This is a genomic window from Natrinema sp. CBA1119 (assembly GCF_002572525.1).
Classification (GTDB): domain Archaea; phylum Halobacteriota; class Halobacteria; order Halobacteriales; family Natrialbaceae; genus Natrinema.
The window spans coordinates 1,878,555-1,898,324 of record NZ_PDBS01000001.1; the positions used below are offsets into that span (position 1 = coordinate 1,878,555).

At 61.2% G+C, this 19,770-nt stretch carries 15 protein-coding genes and 1 pseudogene; 9 read left to right on the top strand and 7 right to left on the bottom strand.

Going from position 1 to position 19,770, the window contains the following annotated elements; genetic code table 11:
- The 4 genes from CP556_RS09240 to CP556_RS09260 all read right to left on the bottom strand — a co-directional run bounded on the left by CP556_RS09240 (position 1) and on the right by CP556_RS09260 (position 4,962).
- Positions 1 to 318, bottom strand: a complete 318-nt coding sequence (locus CP556_RS09240; RefSeq protein WP_098725350.1) for an EMC6-like membrane protein — start codon at positions 316 to 318, stop codon at positions 1 to 3.
- A 120-nt stretch (positions 319 to 438) separates the two neighbouring features.
- On the bottom strand, positions 439 to 1,407 hold the full coding sequence (locus CP556_RS25265; RefSeq protein ID WP_141551658.1) for a hypothetical protein: 969 nt from the start codon (positions 1,405 to 1,407) through the stop codon (positions 439 to 441).
- A 58-nt stretch (positions 1,408 to 1,465) separates the two neighbouring features.
- Positions 1,466 to 2,038, bottom strand: coding sequence for a DUF7344 domain-containing protein (locus CP556_RS09255; protein WP_098725353.1), 573 nt, complete (start codon positions 2,036 to 2,038; stop codon positions 1,466 to 1,468).
- Between the two features lie 287 nt (positions 2,039 to 2,325).
- Positions 2,326 to 4,962 (bottom strand): vWA domain-containing protein, encoded by a 2,637-nt coding sequence (locus CP556_RS09260; protein WP_255291437.1) that lies wholly within the window; start codon positions 4,960 to 4,962, stop codon positions 2,326 to 2,328.
- Between the two features lie 402 nt (positions 4,963 to 5,364).
- On the opposite strand from CP556_RS09260, the gene CP556_RS09265 reads away from it, so the two are divergent.
- The 7 genes from CP556_RS09265 to CP556_RS09295 all read left to right on the top strand — a co-directional run bounded on the left by CP556_RS09265 (position 5,365) and on the right by CP556_RS09295 (position 12,782).
- Positions 5,365 to 5,910 carry a hypothetical protein gene (locus tag CP556_RS09265; RefSeq protein WP_098725354.1) on the top strand — a complete coding sequence of 182 codons (546 nt, stop codon included), beginning with the start codon at positions 5,365 to 5,367 and terminating at the stop codon, positions 5,908 to 5,910.
- A gap of 80 nt (positions 5,911 to 5,990) precedes the next feature.
- Positions 5,991 to 7,115: a CARDB domain-containing protein gene (locus CP556_RS09270; RefSeq protein WP_098725355.1), complete on the top strand. Its 1,125-nt coding sequence runs from the start codon at positions 5,991 to 5,993 to the stop codon at positions 7,113 to 7,115.
- 341 nt (positions 7,116 to 7,456) lie between these two features.
- On the top strand, positions 7,457 to 8,638 hold the full coding sequence (locus CP556_RS09275) for a signal peptidase I (RefSeq protein ID WP_098725356.1): 1,182 nt from the start codon (positions 7,457 to 7,459) through the stop codon (positions 8,636 to 8,638).
- A gap of 161 nt (positions 8,639 to 8,799) precedes the next feature.
- Positions 8,800 to 9,984: a DUF5305 domain-containing protein gene (locus tag CP556_RS09280; RefSeq protein WP_098725357.1), complete on the top strand. Its 1,185-nt coding sequence runs from the start codon at positions 8,800 to 8,802 to the stop codon at positions 9,982 to 9,984.
- A gap of 111 nt (positions 9,985 to 10,095) precedes the next feature.
- On the top strand, positions 10,096 to 11,706 hold the full coding sequence (locus CP556_RS09285; protein ID WP_098725358.1) for a long-chain-fatty-acid--CoA ligase: 1,611 nt from the start codon (positions 10,096 to 10,098) through the stop codon (positions 11,704 to 11,706).
- Between the two features lie 323 nt (positions 11,707 to 12,029).
- The gene (locus tag CP556_RS09290; protein WP_098725359.1) at positions 12,030 to 12,323 is read left to right on the top strand and encodes a MarR family transcriptional regulator; all 294 of its coding nucleotides are present in this window, start codon (positions 12,030 to 12,032) and stop codon (positions 12,321 to 12,323) included.
- A gap of 45 nt (positions 12,324 to 12,368) precedes the next feature.
- Positions 12,369 to 12,782, top strand: coding sequence for a hypothetical protein (locus CP556_RS09295; protein WP_098725360.1), 414 nt, complete (start codon positions 12,369 to 12,371; stop codon positions 12,780 to 12,782).
- 51 nt (positions 12,783 to 12,833) lie between these two features.
- Here CP556_RS09295 and CP556_RS09300 read toward each other — a convergent pair.
- Together CP556_RS09300 and CP556_RS09305 are read right to left on the bottom strand one after the other, a co-directional pair.
- Positions 12,834 to 13,750: pseudogene (locus CP556_RS09300) on the bottom strand (NAD+ synthase).
- A 726-nt stretch (positions 13,751 to 14,476) separates the two neighbouring features.
- Complete coding sequence (locus tag CP556_RS09305; protein WP_098725361.1) at positions 14,477 to 16,372, bottom strand: PINc/VapC family ATPase; 1,896 nt, start codon at positions 16,370 to 16,372, stop codon at positions 14,477 to 14,479.
- Between the two features lie 158 nt (positions 16,373 to 16,530).
- On the opposite strand from CP556_RS09305, the gene CP556_RS09310 reads away from it, so the two are divergent.
- Both CP556_RS09310 and CP556_RS09315 read left to right on the top strand, forming a co-directional pair.
- The gene (locus CP556_RS09310; RefSeq protein ID WP_098725362.1) at positions 16,531 to 18,174 is read left to right on the top strand and encodes a globin-coupled sensor protein; all 1,644 of its coding nucleotides are present in this window, start codon (positions 16,531 to 16,533) and stop codon (positions 18,172 to 18,174) included.
- Between the two features lie 66 nt (positions 18,175 to 18,240).
- Entirely contained in the window at positions 18,241 to 19,344 is a 1,104-nt protein-coding gene (locus CP556_RS09315) for a M20 family metallopeptidase (RefSeq protein WP_098725363.1), read from the top strand.
- Between the two features lie 36 nt (positions 19,345 to 19,380).
- Here CP556_RS09315 and CP556_RS09320 read toward each other — a convergent pair whose 3' ends face one another.
- Positions 19,381 to 19,749 (bottom strand): hypothetical protein, encoded by a 369-nt coding sequence (locus CP556_RS09320; RefSeq protein ID WP_098725364.1) that lies wholly within the window; start codon positions 19,747 to 19,749, stop codon positions 19,381 to 19,383.
- Positions 19,750 to 19,770 lie beyond the last annotated feature (21 nt).

Genomic DNA, 19,770 nt, shown 5'->3' on the forward strand with positions numbered 1-19,770 from the left:
TTAGCCCGAGAACTCCGCGGTCAGCAGGATGCCCCACGTCACGAACCACAGCGAGAAGGTCATGAACGCGATGAACAGGTAGTGTTTCGCCCCGAACTCGTCCTCGCCGTAGATCCCCGAGACGTTGATGAGGATGTACTGGACGAGGATCGCCCCCAGGACGAACGCGAGCGCCTGCGTGTTCTGGGCCGCGGCGCTGGATACTCCGACCCAGGACGCGGAGGCCAGCGCCGCGCCGACGCCCAGCAGCGCGGACAGGGCGGTTACGCTGACCGAGCGAATGTGTTCGCGTCGGTCGCTGATCGATTCGGTCGACATGGTAAAAAGTGTGGAGGCGGGGCTAAAAAGGCGTTCGCATTCTACGAAGGCTTAAGCAATAACGGGGTCCCCGAAGCGGTATCATTGTACGGTGAACCGCTAGTGTACTATATTAAACCGCTATCCTACATACTCAATGCCATCTGTTGCTTTGATCAGTTCCATCACCTCTAGCCGGGTCTCATAACCGGTTTCGTCTACTATCCTATTGAGGTCTGAGTCGGTAACTGTCGCTTGGTCAGTGTTACTTGCATCAGCGGTTGTAGCAGTGCTCGTGGAGGAGAAACCAAACGATCCTGTACTCAAGAAGAAGTCTCCCCCTGTTTGGCCAGTTTCTGACTCTGTTGCAGTTATAATCCCGTAACCAAACCCATCGGTATTGATTCCGGCGATGGAAATAGTCACCTGATCACCGGCCTTGAGTTGGGTCTGTGGGGTAAATTCGATAGTCGCGCTCCCGCCATCTCGCGCTATGAAATCTGCAGAGTCCTTCTTTCTTGGACCATCTACTGCGATTACCTCAGCAGCATCGTAATTAACACCACTAAGACCTTCAATCGCTATAGTAACCGTTCCTCCCTTGGAGAGCCTTCCGTTCATCGTAAACGAAATCTCTTGAGTTGCTGGCGTTGTATCTTGGATATCACTCGCACTGACGCTTTGGAATCCACCAGGGTCTGGATTCCCACCAGTACAACTATAGTCAAATGTATAACTATGATTTAAATCATGAATCTCTAGTTGTTGGCTAGATGCAGATGCAGCGGTATTGATCACCGCAGTTCCGCTGCCACCGCCGGTACATGTCAACTCCAGCCCTGTCGTCTCTCCCTGACCGAGACTGGTTTGAAATCCGTCGCTGATTTCGAGTGCGTTTCTTGGATCAGAAAGACTAACATCAGTGTTCAGTGTCTCGAAGTCCTCATTAGCATTATTTACGAGTTCGAGTACAACTGCATTATTCTGATTGCTCGGCGTCTGACCGGTCTCTCTCACTCCGAGGAGTGCAGTCGACTGGTCATCAGCGACCGTAACACTCGTACCGCGATCGGCCGCAAGTGACGAGAAACCAAATGTTGGTCCAGCCATCGCGATCACTCCAGCAATGATCAAACTGGCTGCAATTACAGTATTGACTCTTGTCATATTACGGTAGTCGCTCTATCTCCCCGAGCCGCATTTGTCTGGTTTTTATCACATGGACAACCGCTGATACGGCAAACAACGCAAATACTAGCGTTGCCCAGGCAAGTTCCGGTATCATCTCTGTCGGAACGACCTCGAGCCACAACCCCGCCATCACGACCGAGCCGACCGCAGTTAACCCGAGGTAGTAGACGGCCCACGGGACCGAGTCGCCTGGGACGATATCGAGATAGACGTCCAGTTCGGCCGCCTCGTCCGTGAGTTCGATCGTTCGATCGTCGAACTCGATCATATCCGCGCGCTCGAGCGTCGGGAGATGCGTTTGCTGGAGCGAGGTGTAGACGCGCTTTCGCTCGGCGGACGTGATCGCTTCGACGTCCTTCTCGAGTTCCCAGGCGGCGACGTGTTCGGCGAGGTCGCCCAGGGTGACGGGTTCGCCCTCGCGCTTGCAGTAGTGGATGGCGTACCGGCGGCGCTGGTTGCTTAACAGGTCAAAAATTTCACCTTCCCGCGACTGAGTGTCGTTGCTCGCAGGTCCTGTTTTGGTCGGCTGGCTCTCGCTGGTCGTTGCCATTCCCCTGATTAGTAGAATAACAGGACCGCTGATACATAACCCTTGCTGCCCACTCGTAATCGTCTAGCTCGAAAAATACTATCGACGTAGTCTGCTTAACCGTCAGTTCGGTAATGGCTGCAAACGGTTGTCGGTATTTAAACACGTCGGTCAGATCTTCGTTAGCCATATCGATCTGGTACCGAACTGAAAGAAGGGAGCACCCTCCTTTCGAAAACTGCCGATGAGTCCGTGATAAGATCAGTTCAGTCCGTGAGTTATACGAAACCGGTTCTGGAATCGCCCGCTCACTCGTCAATCGTTATCGTCTGCTCGGATACGCTGATCGCATAACCGCTCGTCGTCTCTTGCTCGTTCGTGACAGAGATTCCGATCTGCGTGTCCGCATCGACTTCAACCTCGTCTTTGGCGATCGTCTCGAAGATTTCGCGGAGAGCATCGGCGTTGTCGGCTTTGTAGAACTCCCCTCCGGTGTCCTGTGCCCAGTTCTCGAGTTGAGACTCGGGGATAGGTGCATCCTCTGGTCCGGTCAGTCCAACGGTATAAATGGTCGTATTAAGCGTATTTGCCTCGTCTACCAGATCGTCCATGTCATCATTGTAGTCGTCGTCGCTGTTTTTCCCGTCGCTCAGCAACACTGTAATGCGTTCCTGGTCCGTGTCTTCGTTTTTGCGATAGTCGTCGAGGGCCTCATCCAGTCCAGCGGCCATGTTCGTGCCGTAATATGCGTTGCCTTCGACGCTTTGTTTCGCCGCCTCGAGGTCACCATCCAGCTCGTGGAGAACGTTAGCGTTCTGTTCGAACTCGTATACTCCCACGCGATCACCGTTGCTCTCCTTCATCAACTCAATGAAATTCCTTGTCGCTTCAACGCGGACTCCCGATGGATCGTTCCCCGGATGATTATACGTGCCGAGTATCGCATCAGGGTGACACCGATAACACGATTCGACGCGAATTTCCTGCCAGTTGTCCGGATCGGCTGGATCTCGGCGTTCAAGTCGCTTTGTCTCACCCGTAGTCGTATTTCTAAGTATGACGTCGTCACCGTCTACGTTTCGGAACGGCTCGTCGACGGGAATCGGTCGCCAGTCGTCGCCGTAAATATATTCCTCATCGATAGGCGTGTACGTGTTCCACGGTCTATTGGGGTTGTGCGGCCCCATCGAGCCGGATCGATCCAGCACGAACGTCGCGTCGATAGGCGCTCTCGTATCACCGTACTCGAACATCTTGTTTTCATCGGCGTCCGAAAGCGGTGTGTCCGTCCGGAGCGACCGATCGAAGTTGATCTCGACGTTGTCGCCGATCCCCGCATCGTTGCCGGCGACGATTGCGCCGTCTATCGTCGTCCTATCTGCGATCTCGATATCGGCACCCGGCGCATAGATCACACCTTGGAAGTCGCCATCGATCGTTATCTCCGAATCGCTTGAGGCGTAAATCCAGAGGGCGTTCGCTCGGTCGTCGGGTTCGATATCGACGTCCGAGAGCTCGACGTCGCCATCGACGTAGATGCTCGTCCGGTTGTCCCCTTTCACCTCGACATTGTTGAGATCGACGTCACTATCGACGCCAATGTGAACGTTTCCGTCCGACGAATCGAGGGTATCAATAGATCCGGTTCCCTCGTACAATCCTGCGGTGACGGCTCCGTCAGCAGTTGGGTTCCCGCCGAGGTAGTTCGTTTGAACGTCGTCGATTTCACTGTTGACCTCGTCGATGTCGCTGTACGAGGTGGACAACTCGGTTGCAAGTGCATCCCTGTCACTTTCACTCGCACCTAACCAGTACGCGTTGTTATCCTCGTCAAACGGACCCCTGTTATGTACCGGGTTGACAGTGAGACCGTATCCGATCGAAGAGAGCTCTGGATTGCCAAGAGAACTGAGATCACCATTTACGACTGGTACACCCGCTATGTTCGCGTGGTTGTCGAGAGTGTACGTATCGTAGTTCGCCAGGAAGAGGTCCTCGCTCTCATTGGTTCCAGTTCTATGACCGTCGTATCCGTTCACCTCGAGTCGGTTACTGAAGCGGTCCGACGTTCCTTCGATATACAGGCCGCCGTATACCGTCGGTTCGATATCTACGAGGTTCGCGAGCGGTGCCTCCCCGTCGACGGTCGCGACGACGGTAACCGTCTCTCCCAGTTCGTCGTGGCAGATGATGTTCTCGTCGACGTTACCGGGGTTAGTACAGTTTGCCGAGACCTTACTTTCGTCGGTCGCATCGAACTCTTCTTTCAAAAAGTCGTACCATCCGTGATGGTATGAGGTGCCGGTAACCTCGACCGTCACGTAGTTCACGTACTCGATGTCCTCACCGAACGAGTCGAACGTGTTCAAGCCGGTTTGCTGCGCACTGTGTTCTCCGCTCCCGATGGACCCGTCAATCGTCGTGGGCGAAACGTCGACTCGTCCGACGTGTTCACCGTTGACGGTTTCGGTGTAGTATCTGAGATTCGGATCCGTCACCGCCGTCGCTCGATCATCGTTGAGGCGCCAGAGGCCTCCTCCTTGATACGCGAACTCGTTCCCACTCTCGTCAGTTGTAACCAGCGTGCGAAGTTCGATAGGATCGCTCTCGTCTTTCACGTAGCCGTCCGATACCGTTACTGTAAGTTCGCCATCTATTACGATTTCGTTTTCAGTCCCTTCATCGAGATAGACAGATTTCGGCGTATCGTTTTGCATCCCGAGCGTCGCCAAATCCGAATCGAACTGTTTCAGCGTTTGCTCGGTTTGTTCTGCGTGTGTTTGTGACTGAAGCACGTCAAACATCGCCGAGCCGGCGACGAAGACCAGCATCGCGCCCATCATCACGAGCGCGAACAACAGTATGATCCCGATGAGCGGACTCGCGGCATGCGTGTCCCGACGTTCGCGGGTATCTCCCCACCTGCACCTTTCCTTGTCGGCCATTTTCAGCTTAATAGCGGTTACTTCATAAAAGCATACATGATATTTTAGTTATCAAGGATGATTACTGGACAGTCAAGTACCTCTTGTGTGGTGCTTGCGCTGCTACTGGCGCAGTCGGGGAATAGCCGAGTGTATCACTTTTACTTACAAATCGCACCTGAAATGGGATCGGGAAATTATTTCGCCACTGGTCGAGCAATCCGTCCTCGAGTCTCGAGCACACGCGGTTCACCCGACGGTGTTCAGGGGGTGCTTGTGTTGATTGACGATCTCGATCACCGCTTCAGGCTCGGCTTGAACGGTCGTATGGCCGGTCTTTCGGATGTTCTGGATACTCAATACAAAGTGGGTGACGTTCGTGGGAGCGAGTAGGAACTGCGTTCTGGCATCCCTCGGAGGTTGATGCTGGGGCGTGGAACGGTGACCATAATCATGAGAATGAATCGTCGTAATGTGTTAGTCGGATTGGGTACGATTGTCGCGGGCGGCGGAGCCGCGCTCGGAACGGGCGCGTTTAGTAGTGTGGAAGCGGATCGGACCGTGACTGTGAGTACCTCCGGTGATAGTAGCGCATATATCGGTATCTCAGTTGATGGGAGCTATGCGACAGACAACGGTGGAGGCGATGCAGTCGAAGTCAACCTCGGAGATAGCTATAACGATTCGGCGACAACTCGAATAAACGGCGTTCTAACGCTTGAAAATAATGCCGCCGATAGCGGAGACGTTTTAGTCAGTCTTGGTGATAGTTCGGCACACGATAACAGCACAACAATCGGCGTAGACGATGTCGCAGAAGTCACCTTTGAGTTAAGTACTACTGATACTGGTGAAAGCTACTATACCCTCACAACTGAGAATTCGGTAGCGATTGACGTTACTGTTGACACAACTATTGACAGTCCAGGAACTGACGACTCTATTTCGCTCTACGCGGAAAGCGCATAAATCGATACTTGAGTGCTCTCCTGAGAACGTATTGGATACTGATACCGTGTATGTAAGTGTGTGATGGGGTTAAAACTAGAATGGGATTGTCTACACAACTATCCGTTGTTATTTGCATTCTTCTTATTGTCGTAGTACCGGCCACCGCAGCGGTCACGATTGGCGAAGAACGGGGCACTGCTGATGTCATTCTGGAGCCGACCGACACCCAATACGCCTCGATTGATGACGGCGAAATCAAAATCGACTTCCAGAAACTCAACGACCGTGCAATCACCCGCGTAGACGATGTCTTCACCATCTCGGTCACCGACGACGATGTCGAACGGATCTGGATCGAGAACGACGTTCCCGGACTCACCTTCTACAGGGGCGACGATCCGACGAACACGATCAGCCGATCGAACCCCCTCGAGCCGATGCCGGGTTCGACAACCAGCATCGGCGTCGCGGTTGACACGCACGAGGCGGTCAACGGGACGGAGACGTTCACGGTCGTCGCGCAGTACGAGGACGAGGACGAAACCGAGTCCGATATCGACGGCTCTAACCTGAGCGTTTCGCCGACGAACGTCGAGGCGGGCGAGACGGTCACGGTCAACGCGACCTACCGAAATAACGGCGACGGGTGGGGCACCGAAACGGCCCGGCTGACGGTCGGCGGGACCGTCGTCGACCGGCGAACGATCGCCCTCTCGTCGGGCGAGGAAGAGACCGTCAGCTTCGAGCGACGCATGGAGTGGCCCGGCACGTACGATGTCGGAATCGAGGGACTCGGGCATCAGTCGGTGACCGTCGAGGGTCCGCAGGTCGAGGTCTCGAGCGCCACCATCGACGACGCAACGATCACCGCCGGCGAGACCGCCACCGTCCGGGCGACGGTTCGGAACCCGTCCGACAGATCACTCGAGCGAACGCTCGAGCTTTCGGTCGACGGCATCGTCGTCGATACCAGAACCGTTTCGATCCCGGCCAACGGCGAGCGGACGGTGACCTTCGAGCGGCGGTTCGCGGCGGCGGGGACCTACGAGGTCGGGGTCAGCGGCGTGTCCGCAGGGACGGTGACCGTCGAGGAACCGGGGCCGTTTTCGATCCAGAACCGCGAGCTCTCGGCGGCGACGACGGCGGCGCTCGCGCCGCCCGCGACGGCCGGACTGTTGGCCCTGGCGGTCGTCGCGAACCGGCGGTGGACCGTTTTCCGCTAGTTCGTTTGTCACCACGTCTCGAAACCACGACCAGTACGGACAACTGTCCTGCTCAGGCCGGCAACTAGGGATTTCCACGCCCTCCCCAGCCGACTCGTTCGCTCGCAGGCTCGCTCACTCATCCCTCGCACGATGTCACCGACGCACTCTCGAGTTTTCTCGAGCGCGTCGCCAGCGCGCGCCACCGCAGGGTGACAGTCAGTGGAGCCGAAACGCGAGGTCTCTCGAGCACGCGACGGACGATGGGACTCCCCGTCGGAACTCTCGCGGGCTTTATACTGGTGAAGTAACATAGTGTAGTCGAACAGTCAGCCAGCCATGATCGTACTCGTCACTCGTCGATGACTACCGCGTCACTCCTCAAGCGGGGGCTCGGGTTCGGCCTCGCGCTGGTCGTCGTCCTGCTGATCGTCGGGCAGCTCCTCGGACAGCCGATTCTGCTCGGCTACGTCGCGACCGGTAGCATGGAGCCTGCGGTGGACGCCGGCGACGGGTTCGTCTCCGTTCCCAGCGCCGTCACCGGCGACATCGAGGAGGGCGACGTCGTCGTCTTTCAGGCCAAAGAACTCCACGGCGGCGGGCTGACGACTCACCGCGTGGTCGGCGAGACCGAGGAGGGGTACGTCACGAAGGGCGACGCGAACCCGTTTACCGATCAGGACGGCGGTGAGCCCCACGTCACGGACGGCCAGATCGTCGCCAAAGCCTGGCAGGTAAACGGGGAGGTCGTGACGATCCCTCACCTCGGAACGGCCGTTATGGGCATTCAGAGCTTCGCAACGGGGACTTACGAAACCGTCGCGTCGATCCTCGGCCTGACGACGACCGCCTCCGGTAACGGGCTCGGCGCAATGTTGGTCGCGATCGGCGTTGCCATGCTCGGCTTCGGGACGGTGTTCGAGCGACTCGGTCCGACGCGGCGCGAGACGAGCAGACGGCGCTCGCGAGAGAACGTGATCGCGTTCTGGACGACGCTCGGCCTCATCCTGCTCCTGTTTGCTACCCTGGCAACCGCTGCGATGGTCGTCCCGTCTGGGACGTCCGAGTACGGGTTCGTGAGCACCGAATCACCGACCGACGACCCCCAGATCGTCGCGCCGGGTGCGACAACCGAACTCACCAGGTCGGTCGATAACGCCGGTTACCTGCCGGTAGTGGTCGTCCACGACGCCGAAAGCGAGGGGATCGCGGCCGATCCCGGGTGGCAGACGCTCGGGATTCGTGGGAGCGGAGAGACGACGGTGACGCTGTCCGCGCCTGAGGAAACGGGAGAATATACGCGTCATCTCGGTGAATACCGGTATCTCGCCGTTCTCCCGCCGTCGGTGCTGGTTTGGCTCCACGGGATTCACCCCTTCGCCGCGATTGCCGCGGTAAACGGGGTCATCGTCGGGATCACCGTTGCAATCGTCCTCGTGATCTTCGGCAGCGGCGATCTCCGGGTTCGGTCTGCGGGGGGTCACGTCCCACTCTCGACCCGCCTCGAGCGACGACTGCGGAAGTGGCTTCGCGACCGAGAGTAGCCGCTCGAGGCCACTACCCTTATAATGGTCGGTTTCTTTCACACACGCATGTATTGTTCCGGTGACCGACCAGTTCGGAAACGGACAGCTCGGCCAGCGGGCGGGCGTGGTCGGCCAGCGGACGAGTTCGGACGACGAGGCCGAATCGGAAGGGGTGGCAAATGATCGACAGCCCGCGGCTCGAACTGGTGCTCGCCAGACACGGACGCGCGATCGCGATCGCGCTGGTCGTCGTCGGCGTTCTCGCGATCGCCGCAACCGGTTGGGCAGTCGCGAATCCGGTGACGACGACTGCGGCCCAGTTCAGCGAAGAACGCGTCACGACCGACGCGGAAACGAGCGCCGTCGTCACCGAGAACGGCACGCTCTGGACCGAGGGCGAGCGCCTCGAGGATAGCTCAGTTTACTTTCTGAATGCCACGCCGGAGTTGACGATCCGGCCCGAGACGCGGCTCCGTAACGAAACCGGCGGGACCCCTATCGAGGACGGGGACGTGACGCACGAACTACGGCTTCGGTTCGAGGCGACCCGCGACGGCTCAACGTTCTGGAACGAGAGCCACGAGGTGGTCGCCGAGTCGGCGTCGGTCGAGAACGGCGTCGCAACGTCGAACGCGACGATCGACGTGGAATCCTACCGGCAGCGACAGCGACAACTCGAGCGCGAGGTCTCCGGCATCGGTTCGGTCGAGTTGTCGATGGTGCTCCGCGTCGAGTACGATACGGGCCGTCAGCAGGGGACAGTGACGACGACGACGCCGGTAGAGATAACGGACGACGCCTACTGGCTCGGGAACTCGCTGTCGGATTCGGCGACGCACAGCCATCGGAGCGGGACGGCGCGGACGACCGAGTCCCGCAGTGCGACGCTTGTCGGCGGTCTCTCGGTGCTCGGAACGCTGTCGCTGGCCGGTGCAGCGCTCGTCGCCCGCCGGTCTCCCGCGGATCTCGAGGCGGCCCGTCGTGCGGTCCACGAACGGCGCTACGCCGAGTGGATCTCGCAGGGCTCGATCCCGATGTGGATTGGCGACTATCACGTCTCGCTCGACACGCTCGAGGACGTGGTCGACGTCGCGATCGATACGAACGAACGCGTCGTCCACGACACGCAGCGGGGGCTGTTCGCGGTCGTCAACGACGGCGTCGTCTACTACTACAGCGACCGCGGCCTCTGGGAGGAGACCGCCTGGCCGGAGATGGACCTCGAGGAACAGCCGGCCGTCATCGACGGCGACGGGGACCTGTCGCCCGAGGATCTCTCGGAGCTCGACCCGAGCGACGAGTTCGCGGCGGCCGACGATCCGGACGGGTTCGAGGACGACCGGAACGTCTGGGAGCGACTCTGAACCGGACGACGCTTCCCGAGGCGACGGTTGAGCGCGCCATCCTATCGGCCGTTCCTCACGTTCGATAATAAACGAAATACGTATAGGATTGATTCGCAAAAACTACGGCACATGGAAACGCCACTCGTCGTCACTGATTTCCTCGAGCAGGCGCGGGAGCACTACGGAGACGAGGAAGCGATCGTGGGGGTCGACGGTGACCGGTTCTCCTACGCGGAGTTCGGCGAGCGCGCCGACCGGTTCTCGTCAGCGCTCCAGGACCGCGGAATCGAGAAGGGCGACCGCGTCGCCGTTCTCGACCCGAACACGCACTACCACCTCGAGGCGGCCTTCGGTGCGATGCAACTCGGTGCGGTCCACACGCCGCTGAATTACCGCCTCGAGCCGGCCGATTACGAGTACATTCTGTCGGACGCGGGCGTCGACGCGATCTACGCCGACTACGCGTTCGCAGAGAAGATCGAGGCGATCCGCGACGAGGTGCCGACGGAGACGTTCGTCACGAACGACGCGGACGCGGTGGCGGGGAACTGGGAGGAGTTCGACGGCGTCCTCGAGGATGCCGGGACCGAGTTCGATCAGCCCGAGATGGCCGAAGACGAGATCATCACGATCAACTACACCTCGGGGACGACGGGCGATCCGAAGGGGGTCTGTCGCACGCATCGGACCGAGACGCTCCACGCGTATCTGATGTCGATCTACCACGAAATTACCGATGACGACACCTATCTGTGGACGCTGCCGATGTTCCACGTCAACGGCTGGGGCCATATCTACGCGGTGACCGGCATGGGCGCGACCCACGTCTGTACGCGCGGGGTCAATCCCGACGAGGTCGTCTCGTCGATTCGCGAGGAAGACGTGTCCTTCCTCTGTGCGGCTCCGGCGGTGCTCAACCAACTGATCGACTACTACGAAGCCGAGGGAGAACCCGAGATGACCGGCGAGAAGCGGGTTCGGGTAACGACTGCCGGGAGTGCGCCGCCGGAAGCCACCATTCGGGCCGTCGAGGACCGCTTCGGCTGGTATCTGAAACATCTCTACGGGGCGACCGAGACGGGACCGCTGATCACCATCTCCGACACCAAGCGCCTCATGAACGACGAGAACCGCTTCGAGATCAAGAAGCGCCAGGGGATGGGCGTTCTCGGCACCGACGTTCGCGTCGTCGACGAGGAGGGGAACGACGTCCCGCGCGACGATGCGACGCTCGGCGAGATCGTCGTCCGGGGCAACCAGATCATGGACCGCTACTGGAACAAGCCCGACGAGACCGACGACGCGTTCAACGACCGCGTCGAGGGCTACTACCACACCGGCGATCTCGCGTCGATCGACGAGAACGGTCTGATCGCGATCCGGGACCGCAAGAAGGATATCATCATCTCGGGCGGGGAGAACATCTCGAGCATCGAACTCGAGGACGCGCTGTTCGATCACGACGCGGTCGCGGACGCGGCCGTGATCCCGGCACCGAGCGACAAGTGGGGCGAAACGCCGAAGGCCTTCGTCGTCCCCTCGAACGGGGATCCGACCGATCCGCCGGTGTCGGCCGACGAACTGACCGAGTTCACCCGTGACCGACTGGCGAGTTACAAAGTCGTCCGACGGGTCGAATACGTCAAAGAGCTCCCGAAAACGGCGACTGGAAAGACCCAGAAGTACGAACTGCGCGAGCGGGAGTGGGAGGACGAAGACCGGATGATCGGCGAGGGCTGAGCGGCGAGGGCTGAGCGGCGAGGGCTGAGCGGCGAGGGCTGAGCGGCGAGGCGGACTGGCCGAGGACGATTTCCGCGGGGCGAACACTGACGAATCGGTCGCTGACCGAATCGCAGCCTCGTTTTGAACGCTGTGAGGCGAACATATCCAATTCACAGAGTCACGTCGTTGCTGATACTCTCTGCCGGATCAGACACAACAGTGATATCGAACGGTTCGGCGACTCAGGGGACAATTTACACGAGTAAAACTATTACATTCTATTCCGGTACTCGTCGGGTAAGGCTCAACTTTTATACTGCTGGGGCCTTTCGATTCGTAATATGGCAGAGACCGACGGGGAGGAAATCGAAGACTTGCCACCGAGTGCGAAACTCGTCTTCAAGGTTCTCGAGTACGATGGGCCACTGACGCAGAAACAAATCGTCGAGGAATCGATGCTCTCGGCCCGGACGGTACGGTACGCGCTCGAGCGACTCGAAGATATCGGGATCGTCGATGAGGACATCTACTTTGCGGATGCTCGGCAGAGTCTCTACCGGCTCGAGGAGCCGGTCGCGGCCGACGGGAACGGTGTCGAGGACTCCCCGAAAAAGGACGCTTGCTGCGCCGAATAACGGCGAGAACGGCAGTATTATTTTCCAGCGGTGATCGTCCCCGGTATGGAGAAAGAACGGCTCCCGCGATGGGGCTGGCTGCTGATCGGCCTGTTTCTCGCGGCGATGGTCGCGAATCTGTTGAACCTGTTCGTGCTGGGGCCGACTGTGCTTCCCGAGGCGTACCGATCGATTACGGTTATCGCGATCATGTCGCCGGTGTTGATCTACGTCGGTATCTGGTACGACGAGGATCGACAACGGTACTGGACGAGTTCGCGGGCGAAGATCGCCGGTGACGTCCTGTTCGTCGTGACGGGAGCAGCGATGGGGTCGGCGCTCGTGCTCGTGGCGATCGTCGGGTTCGGGCTCCCCAACTTCCTGATGGATATCCTCGCGATGGGCGTCGGCTTCCTCCTGTCGTGGGGGCTGTTCTGGTGGCGCAACCAGGGCCTGTATACCGACGAGCCGGCACGCTGAATCCGCTATCGAGGGACGATCACGGATCGACGCGGCCGCGTGCCGTTGCGATCACTCGAGCGCGTCCGAACCGTCGAGGAGTCCTTCCTTGCCACGGCCAGCGATCCCCGGTGTCGGGGGGTGGCGCGTTTGTGTTCGGTGTCTGCGTGTAGCGAGGCGATCTCCTCGGCCGTGTCGCGATCGAGTTGCAGTTCGGCGACGGCCTCGTCGAACGAGCGACCCTCCTCGACGAGCCGGTACAACAGCGGGTCGATGACGTCGTAGCGCGCGCCGAGCTCGTCGGCGTCCGTCTGGGTGGCCCAAAAGCCCGCCGTCGGTTCCTTGCTGACGATCCGGCGGGGGAGTCCGATGTGTTTTGCGAGCGCCCGAACCTCCGTTTTGTAGCAGTCGCCGATCGGGTAGGCGTCGGCCGCGCCGTCTCCGTATTTGGTGAAGTAGCCGAGTAACCACTCCGAGCGGTTCGCCGTGCCGAGGACGACCCGTGACTGACGGTTAGCCGCGTAGTAGGCGGTGAGCATCCTGAGCCGCGCGGTCGCGTTTCCGATTTCGCGGTTCCGCTCGTTCGGTCGGTTGTCGGCCTCGGTCTCTGACTCGAGTTCGCTCGCGACCGTCTCGTCGAAGACCTCGAGGAGCGGGCGCAACTGGATCTCTTCGAAGTCGATTCCCATTCCCTCGGCGATCGTGTGCGCGTCGCTGACGTGGGCCTCCTCGGTCATGTGGCAGGGCAATCCCAGCCCGAGGACGCTCTCGCTGCCGACGGCCTCGACCGCCAGCGCCGTCGTCAGCGTCGAGTCGATGCCGCCGCTCATCGCGACGACGACCCCGTCCACGCCGGCGTCGGCCACGGTCGCCCGGATATCGGCGACGATCCGTTCGCGAACCGCCTCGAGCGATCGGTGATCCGTGAAAAAGGGCCCGTTCGTGCGTTCGATACTCTGATAGACGAGCGTCTTACTATCTGCTCCCATACGTGTGGAACACCATGTTGTTCTCTATTTCTCCAAACGATCGTATCGTATATGAAGCTACTGCCTAAATTATAGTCAATTATGGTGTGGTCCCTCATCACACGGATCGATTCTGTCGCCGACGGGTGACCGTTTATCCATTCCAATCCGATCTGAAGGGAACGTTCTCTCCATTCGTGGTTACGTTGGGCCGGTAGAGGGATCCACATCTGCGTCTTAATTGTCGGAACGCGCTCGCGCGCGGTCCGCCGTACAGTATCCTACGATGGAACGATTGTTACCGGATCTTTCCGGTCGATCGCTCGCTCGAGTTCCTCCGCGATCGCGCTCCCTCGAGACACCTGAATCTCGCACACGTACCTTTTTCTCGTCGGGTTCGCTCGTTGCACTCGCTCACCACTCCTCCAAAAATCTACGCTAAAAACCGCTCGCTCACTTCGTTCGCTCCAAACCGCGCTCGCTTCGAACCGCACACCTCTCGCGGTACAGTATCCTACGATGGAACGATTGTTACCGGATCTTTCCGGTCGATCGCTCGCTCGAGTTCCTCCGCGATCGCGCTCCCTCGAGACACCTGAATCTCGCACACGTACCTTTTTCTCGTCGGGTTCGCTCGTTGCACTCGCTCACCACTCCTCCAAAAATCTACGCTAAAAACCGCTCGCTCACTTCGTTCGCTCCAAACCGCGCTCGCTTCGAACCGCACACCTCTCGCGGTACAGTATCCTACGATGGAACGATTGTTACCGGATCTTTCCGGTCGATCGCTCGCTCGAGTTCCTCCGCGATCGCGCTCCCTCGAGACACCTGAATCTCGCCGCCGCGGCTCACCGTTGCGGTAAACAGGTACTCGCCGGCGGCCTGGACCTCGACGGTTTCGCCGTGGTTGCCGTCGACGGGGATGACGATGTGCCGCGAGGTAATTTCGGGCTGGACCATCTGACCGGCCTTGGAACCGCCGCTACTGCCACCACCACTACCGCCGTGGCCGTTCGCGCTGGCTCCGCCGGCACCACCGCCTGCACCGTAGTTCGGGTTCTCGTCGTGCGTTCGGACGTCGATGTCGATCCCCAGCCGGTTCTCGACGTCGGTGATGCGGCCGCCACCTTTGCCGATGACGCTCGAGATGTCGTCTTCTTCCACGTAGACGACGGCCTTGTCCTGGCCCTTGAGTTCGACGTCGACGTAGCCGTGGGCGATCGAGCGGATCTCCCGTTCGATCTCCTGTTTGGCGATGCGGTCGACGCCGGACTCGTTCGCCGGGCCGCCGTCCTCATCTTTCAGCGGGACGGTGACGACCTGTCGGTTGAAGGTGTAGATCTCGTACTCGGGCTCGCCGGTCTGGAAGTTCGTGATCTGAATCACGGGCCGAGCGAGGTCCTCCTCGGTGAGTCCTGCGGGCACCTTGACCTCGGTCTTGACGTCGTAGACGGTATGGACCTCGCCGGCTTCGATGTAGACGACGGTGTCGACGACCTGCGGAATCATCCCAAGTTCGACGCGACCCACGAGCCGCTGGAGCGCGTCGATCGCTCGCGTCGCGTGAACGACGCCGATCATGCCGACGCCGGCCAGTCGCATGTCCGCGAAGACCTCGAAGTCGTTGGTCTTGCGGACCTCGTCGTAGATGGTGTAGTCGGGTCGGACCATCAACAGGGCGTCGGCGGTCTTGGCCATCTCGCCGCCCAGTTCCGTGTACTGGGTGATGTCCGGACCGACCTGCAGGTCCCGCGGTTTCTCCATCGTCTTGACCGAGTAGTCGTGGTCCGAAATGTAGCGGGCGACCGCCTGCGCGAACGTCGACTTCCCGGCCCCGGGCGCACCCGAAATGAGAACGCCGCGCTGGCGCTCGAGCAGCCGGTCTTTCAGTTCGTCGGCGTGCTCGTAGTCGTCGATGTCGGTCTGGGCGATCGGACGGACGGCGGTGATCTCGATGCCGTCCGAGAAGGGCGGACGGCCGATCGCGATTCGGTAGTCTCGGAACTGAACGATGTTCATCCCCGGCTCCGAGAGCTCGAGGAAACCGTCGGAGGACTCCTTCGCGCCGTCGACGACTTCACGGGCGTACTCGTCCATCGTCGCCTCATCGAGGGGCTCGTCGGCGATCTCTTCGTAGCTCATCTCGCCGAGTTCGCCGCGTTTGGCCTTCGGTACGGCGTCCGTCTTGAGGTGGACGCTCATCGTCTGCTCGTCGAAGAACTCCTCGACGGCCAGCGTCCCGACCTCGCGAACCTCGGGTGAGACGTGCTCGACGTCGAGCCCCTTCGCCTCGGCGACCTCGGCCTGGACGACGTCGCTCGTGACGAAGGTCGCGTCGAGTTCCTCCGCGAGATCGCGGATCAGGGCGTCGATCTCGCCCTCGGAGGCGTGGCCCCGCTCAATGGCGTTGGGCCGCTCGCCGACGTACTCGAGGTCGACGACGCCCTCGTCGGCTAGGTCAGCCAGCCGCTGGAGTTCCTCGAGGCCGTCCCAGCCGCTGTCGATCCCGTCGTTCGCCTGCGCCTCGAGTTCCGCGACGACCGCCTCGGGGACGCAGATCGTCGCTCCCTCGAACTGCCCGTCTTCGATAGTCGCCGAAACGCGGCCGTCGATAACCACGCTTGTATCCGGCACGACGTTCATACGTAAACTGGTCGACGTACGCCTATAAGGGTGTCCACAGCAAACCTACGCTCCTCGTTTCCACTCCACACGCCCCGATCCGTGCGACTGAATCCCACATTCCTATTCAGCGGGAACACTCACGGAAACTTACTCGATCGACCGAACACGTTTCGATCATGCAATCGCAGCAGACGTTCGGACGCGGCGGACTCAACGGCTTTCTCGACGTCGACGAACTCGTCGATCGTATCGGGCTCGACGAGGACGAAATCGCGTGGCGAAAGGAGTTCATCGGATTCGATGCGGACGACGAGCGGCGGCTGTCGGCCCTCGAGCCGTTGGTCCAGGCGAACGCCGAGGCGATCGCCGACGACTTCTACGAGAACGTGTTGCACTACGAGCAGACCCGAGCGATCGTCGACCGGTCGCCGAAAGATGTCGACGCCCTCAAGCAAACGCAGCAGGCGTATCTCGTCTCGCTGGCCGCCGGGGAGTACGACCGGGAGTTCTTCATGAATCGGGCGCGGATCGGCAAACTCCACGAGCTACTGGACATGCCCCTGAAGCAGTACGTGGGACAGTACGGCGTCTACTACGATCTGATCCTGTCCCGGCTAAACGAGCGGGTCCAGCAACAGGTCGTCGACGCCATCGAGGAGTGGGCCGAAGAGCGCGACGCCGAGGGAGACGGCGGTCTCGAGCGGTTCGTCGGCGCGCTGGGACTCGGTGGCGGCGTCGAGGACGCGGAAGACGGCCTCGAGGAGTCGTTCGAGGAAACCGTCAGAGACGCCATCGACGACGGCATGATGGACGTCCTCTCGCTGTTGCGGATCATCAATCTCGACATGCAGGTCGCGGTCGACACGTACGTCGACTCGTACGCACAGCAACTCGAGGAGTCGATCGAACGCCGGACGCGACTCGCCCGCGAGGTCGAAGCGGACGTTCAGGGGCCAATCGCCGAACTCCACGACTCGAGCGAGGCGGTCGCGAACCGCGCCGAGGCGATCAGCGAGCACACCGAGTCACAGGCGACCGGCGTCACGCGGGCCGCGGGCGAACTCAACGACGTGAGCGCCGCGGTTGAGGAGGTCGCGAGCGTCGCCGATGAGGTTCGCGAGGAGAGCGACCGGACCGAGCGACTCGCCGCCGAGGGCGTCGATGCGGCCGACGACGCGCTGTCCGAACTCGAGGCGATCGAGGACGCGACCGACCGCGTCGCCGACGCCGTCGACGCCCTCGCAGAGCGGACGGACGAGATCGACGACATCGTCGACCGGCTGGACGACCTCGCGGAACGGACGACGGTGTTGGCGGCGAACGCGAAGATCGAGTCTTCGCGATCGGACGCCGACGGCGGCGAGACGATGGGCGTCATCGCGAGCGAAGTCCGCTCGTTCGCCGAGCAGACGAAAGCCGACCTCGCCGAGATCGAAACCGCGGTCGAAGCCGTCCGCGAGGACGCGGCGGCGACCGTCGAGACGACCGAGGAAACGGTGAGCCGCGTCGAGACCGGGACGGACCGCGTCCGGGAGACGGTCGACTCGCTCGAGGAGATCCACGAGTCGGCGCGCGAGACGGCATCGGGGATGGAGGACGTGGCGGCCGCGACCGATCAACAGGCCCGCGGCGTCGAGGCGACCGCGGAGACGATCGAGGAGCTCTCGGAGTCGGCAGACAGGGTCGCGAGCGCCGCGGGGTCGGTCGCGGCGGCGAGCCAACAGCAGACGGCCAGCCTCAGCGAGGTCCGCGAGTCGGTCGCGCGCTTGACCGACGACGAGCCCGAATCCGAGCCGCCGGTCTACGAGCGACTCGGCTGATCCGGACCGCAGACACCGACTGCGGGCGTCGGTGCACTGAACACGACCGGGGCCGACACTTCTTGTATGACTCTCGTCGATCTGACGCGCGAACTCGTCGCCATCCCGAGCCACGAGGACGAGACCGCTGCCGGCGACTTCCTCGAGACGTGGCTCCGTCGCGAGACCGACGCCGACGTGACTCGAGACGCCGCTGGCAACGTGATCGCTCGGACGGGAACGGGCGAGGAAACGCTCGCGCTGGTCGGACATCACGACGTCGTAGCGCCGGCCGAGTCACAGGTCGCGAGCGGCGGCGGAGACGGCGACGGAGCGAACGAGTACGCCGTCGACGAGCGCGACGGTCGCCTCTACGGTCGCGGCACGGCGGACATGAAGGGTGCGGTCGCGGCCGCGCTGCTCGCCTTTCGCGACGCCGACCCCGCCGGCGAGTTGGTCTTCGCGAGCTTCGTCGGCGAGGAGGTCGGCGGCGTCGGCGCACGGCACGCGATCGAGCAGGGGTTCTCACCCGACTACGCCGTCGTCGGCGAGGGATCGACGAACTACTCGGGGCCGGACGTCACCGACGTGGCCGTCGCACACAAGGGTCGCCGCGGGAGCACAATCACTGCCCGCGGGACGGCGGCGCACGCCAGCGAGGCTGACGCCGGCGAGAACGCCATCTACCGCGCTACTGCGGCCGTCGACCTTGTCCGTGACCTCGAGCCCCCGTCGGTCGACGCGGCGGGCGACACGCTCGAGGGCCGGCTCACCGTCACGGAGATCGAGGGCGGGTCGGCGATGAACGTCGTTCCGGCCCGCTGTGCGTTCACCGTCGACGAGCGGACGGTGCCGGGGGAACGTGCGGCCCTCGAGCGGGTCGCAGACCTCGAGGGAATCGAGTGGACAGTCGACCAGGATCTGCCGCCGATGCGCTGTGACGACGACGCGTTCGCCGACGCGGTTCTGGCGGCCGCAACCGACGCGCAGGCGAGCGAGCCCGAACTCGTGACGAAACCGCACGCGACCGACGCCGGCTGGCTCTCGCAGGCCGGGACGGAGTGTGTCATCTACGGCCCGTCCGAACCCGGCGAAGCCCACACCGACGACGAGAGCGTCTCGATCGCCGTCCTCGAGCGCTGCCTCGAGACCTATCGGGGACTCGCGGAGCGGTGGCCGCCATCGCGGTGACGTCGTCGCGGTAGCCGGCTCTTTGATCGTCGATTTTCAGACCCCCGGGACGCCGACCGCCTCGAAACCGGTGACGCCGAGCACGGCGAGGGCGTAGAGCACGATCAGGACGGTGACCCACGCCACGAGCCCGATCATCGCCGCGGCGGTCCAGTCGCCGGGATACCGCCAGTTGATGACCGCGACGTAAGCGATCAGTGCCAGTAGCGGCCCGACGAGTGGTATCCAGCCGACGACGAAACCGACGATCGCCCAGACGATGGCTCCGATCAACGCGGTGACGATGGCGTGATCGTAGTCTCCCCGACCAACGATAACTCGCGCACCCGCGTAGATGCCGAGCGCACCGATCAGCAGGCTTACGATGAATACGATAGCTGACGCGATTGGTGATGCAACGACCATAGTGAGACGGCTTACGTCAGC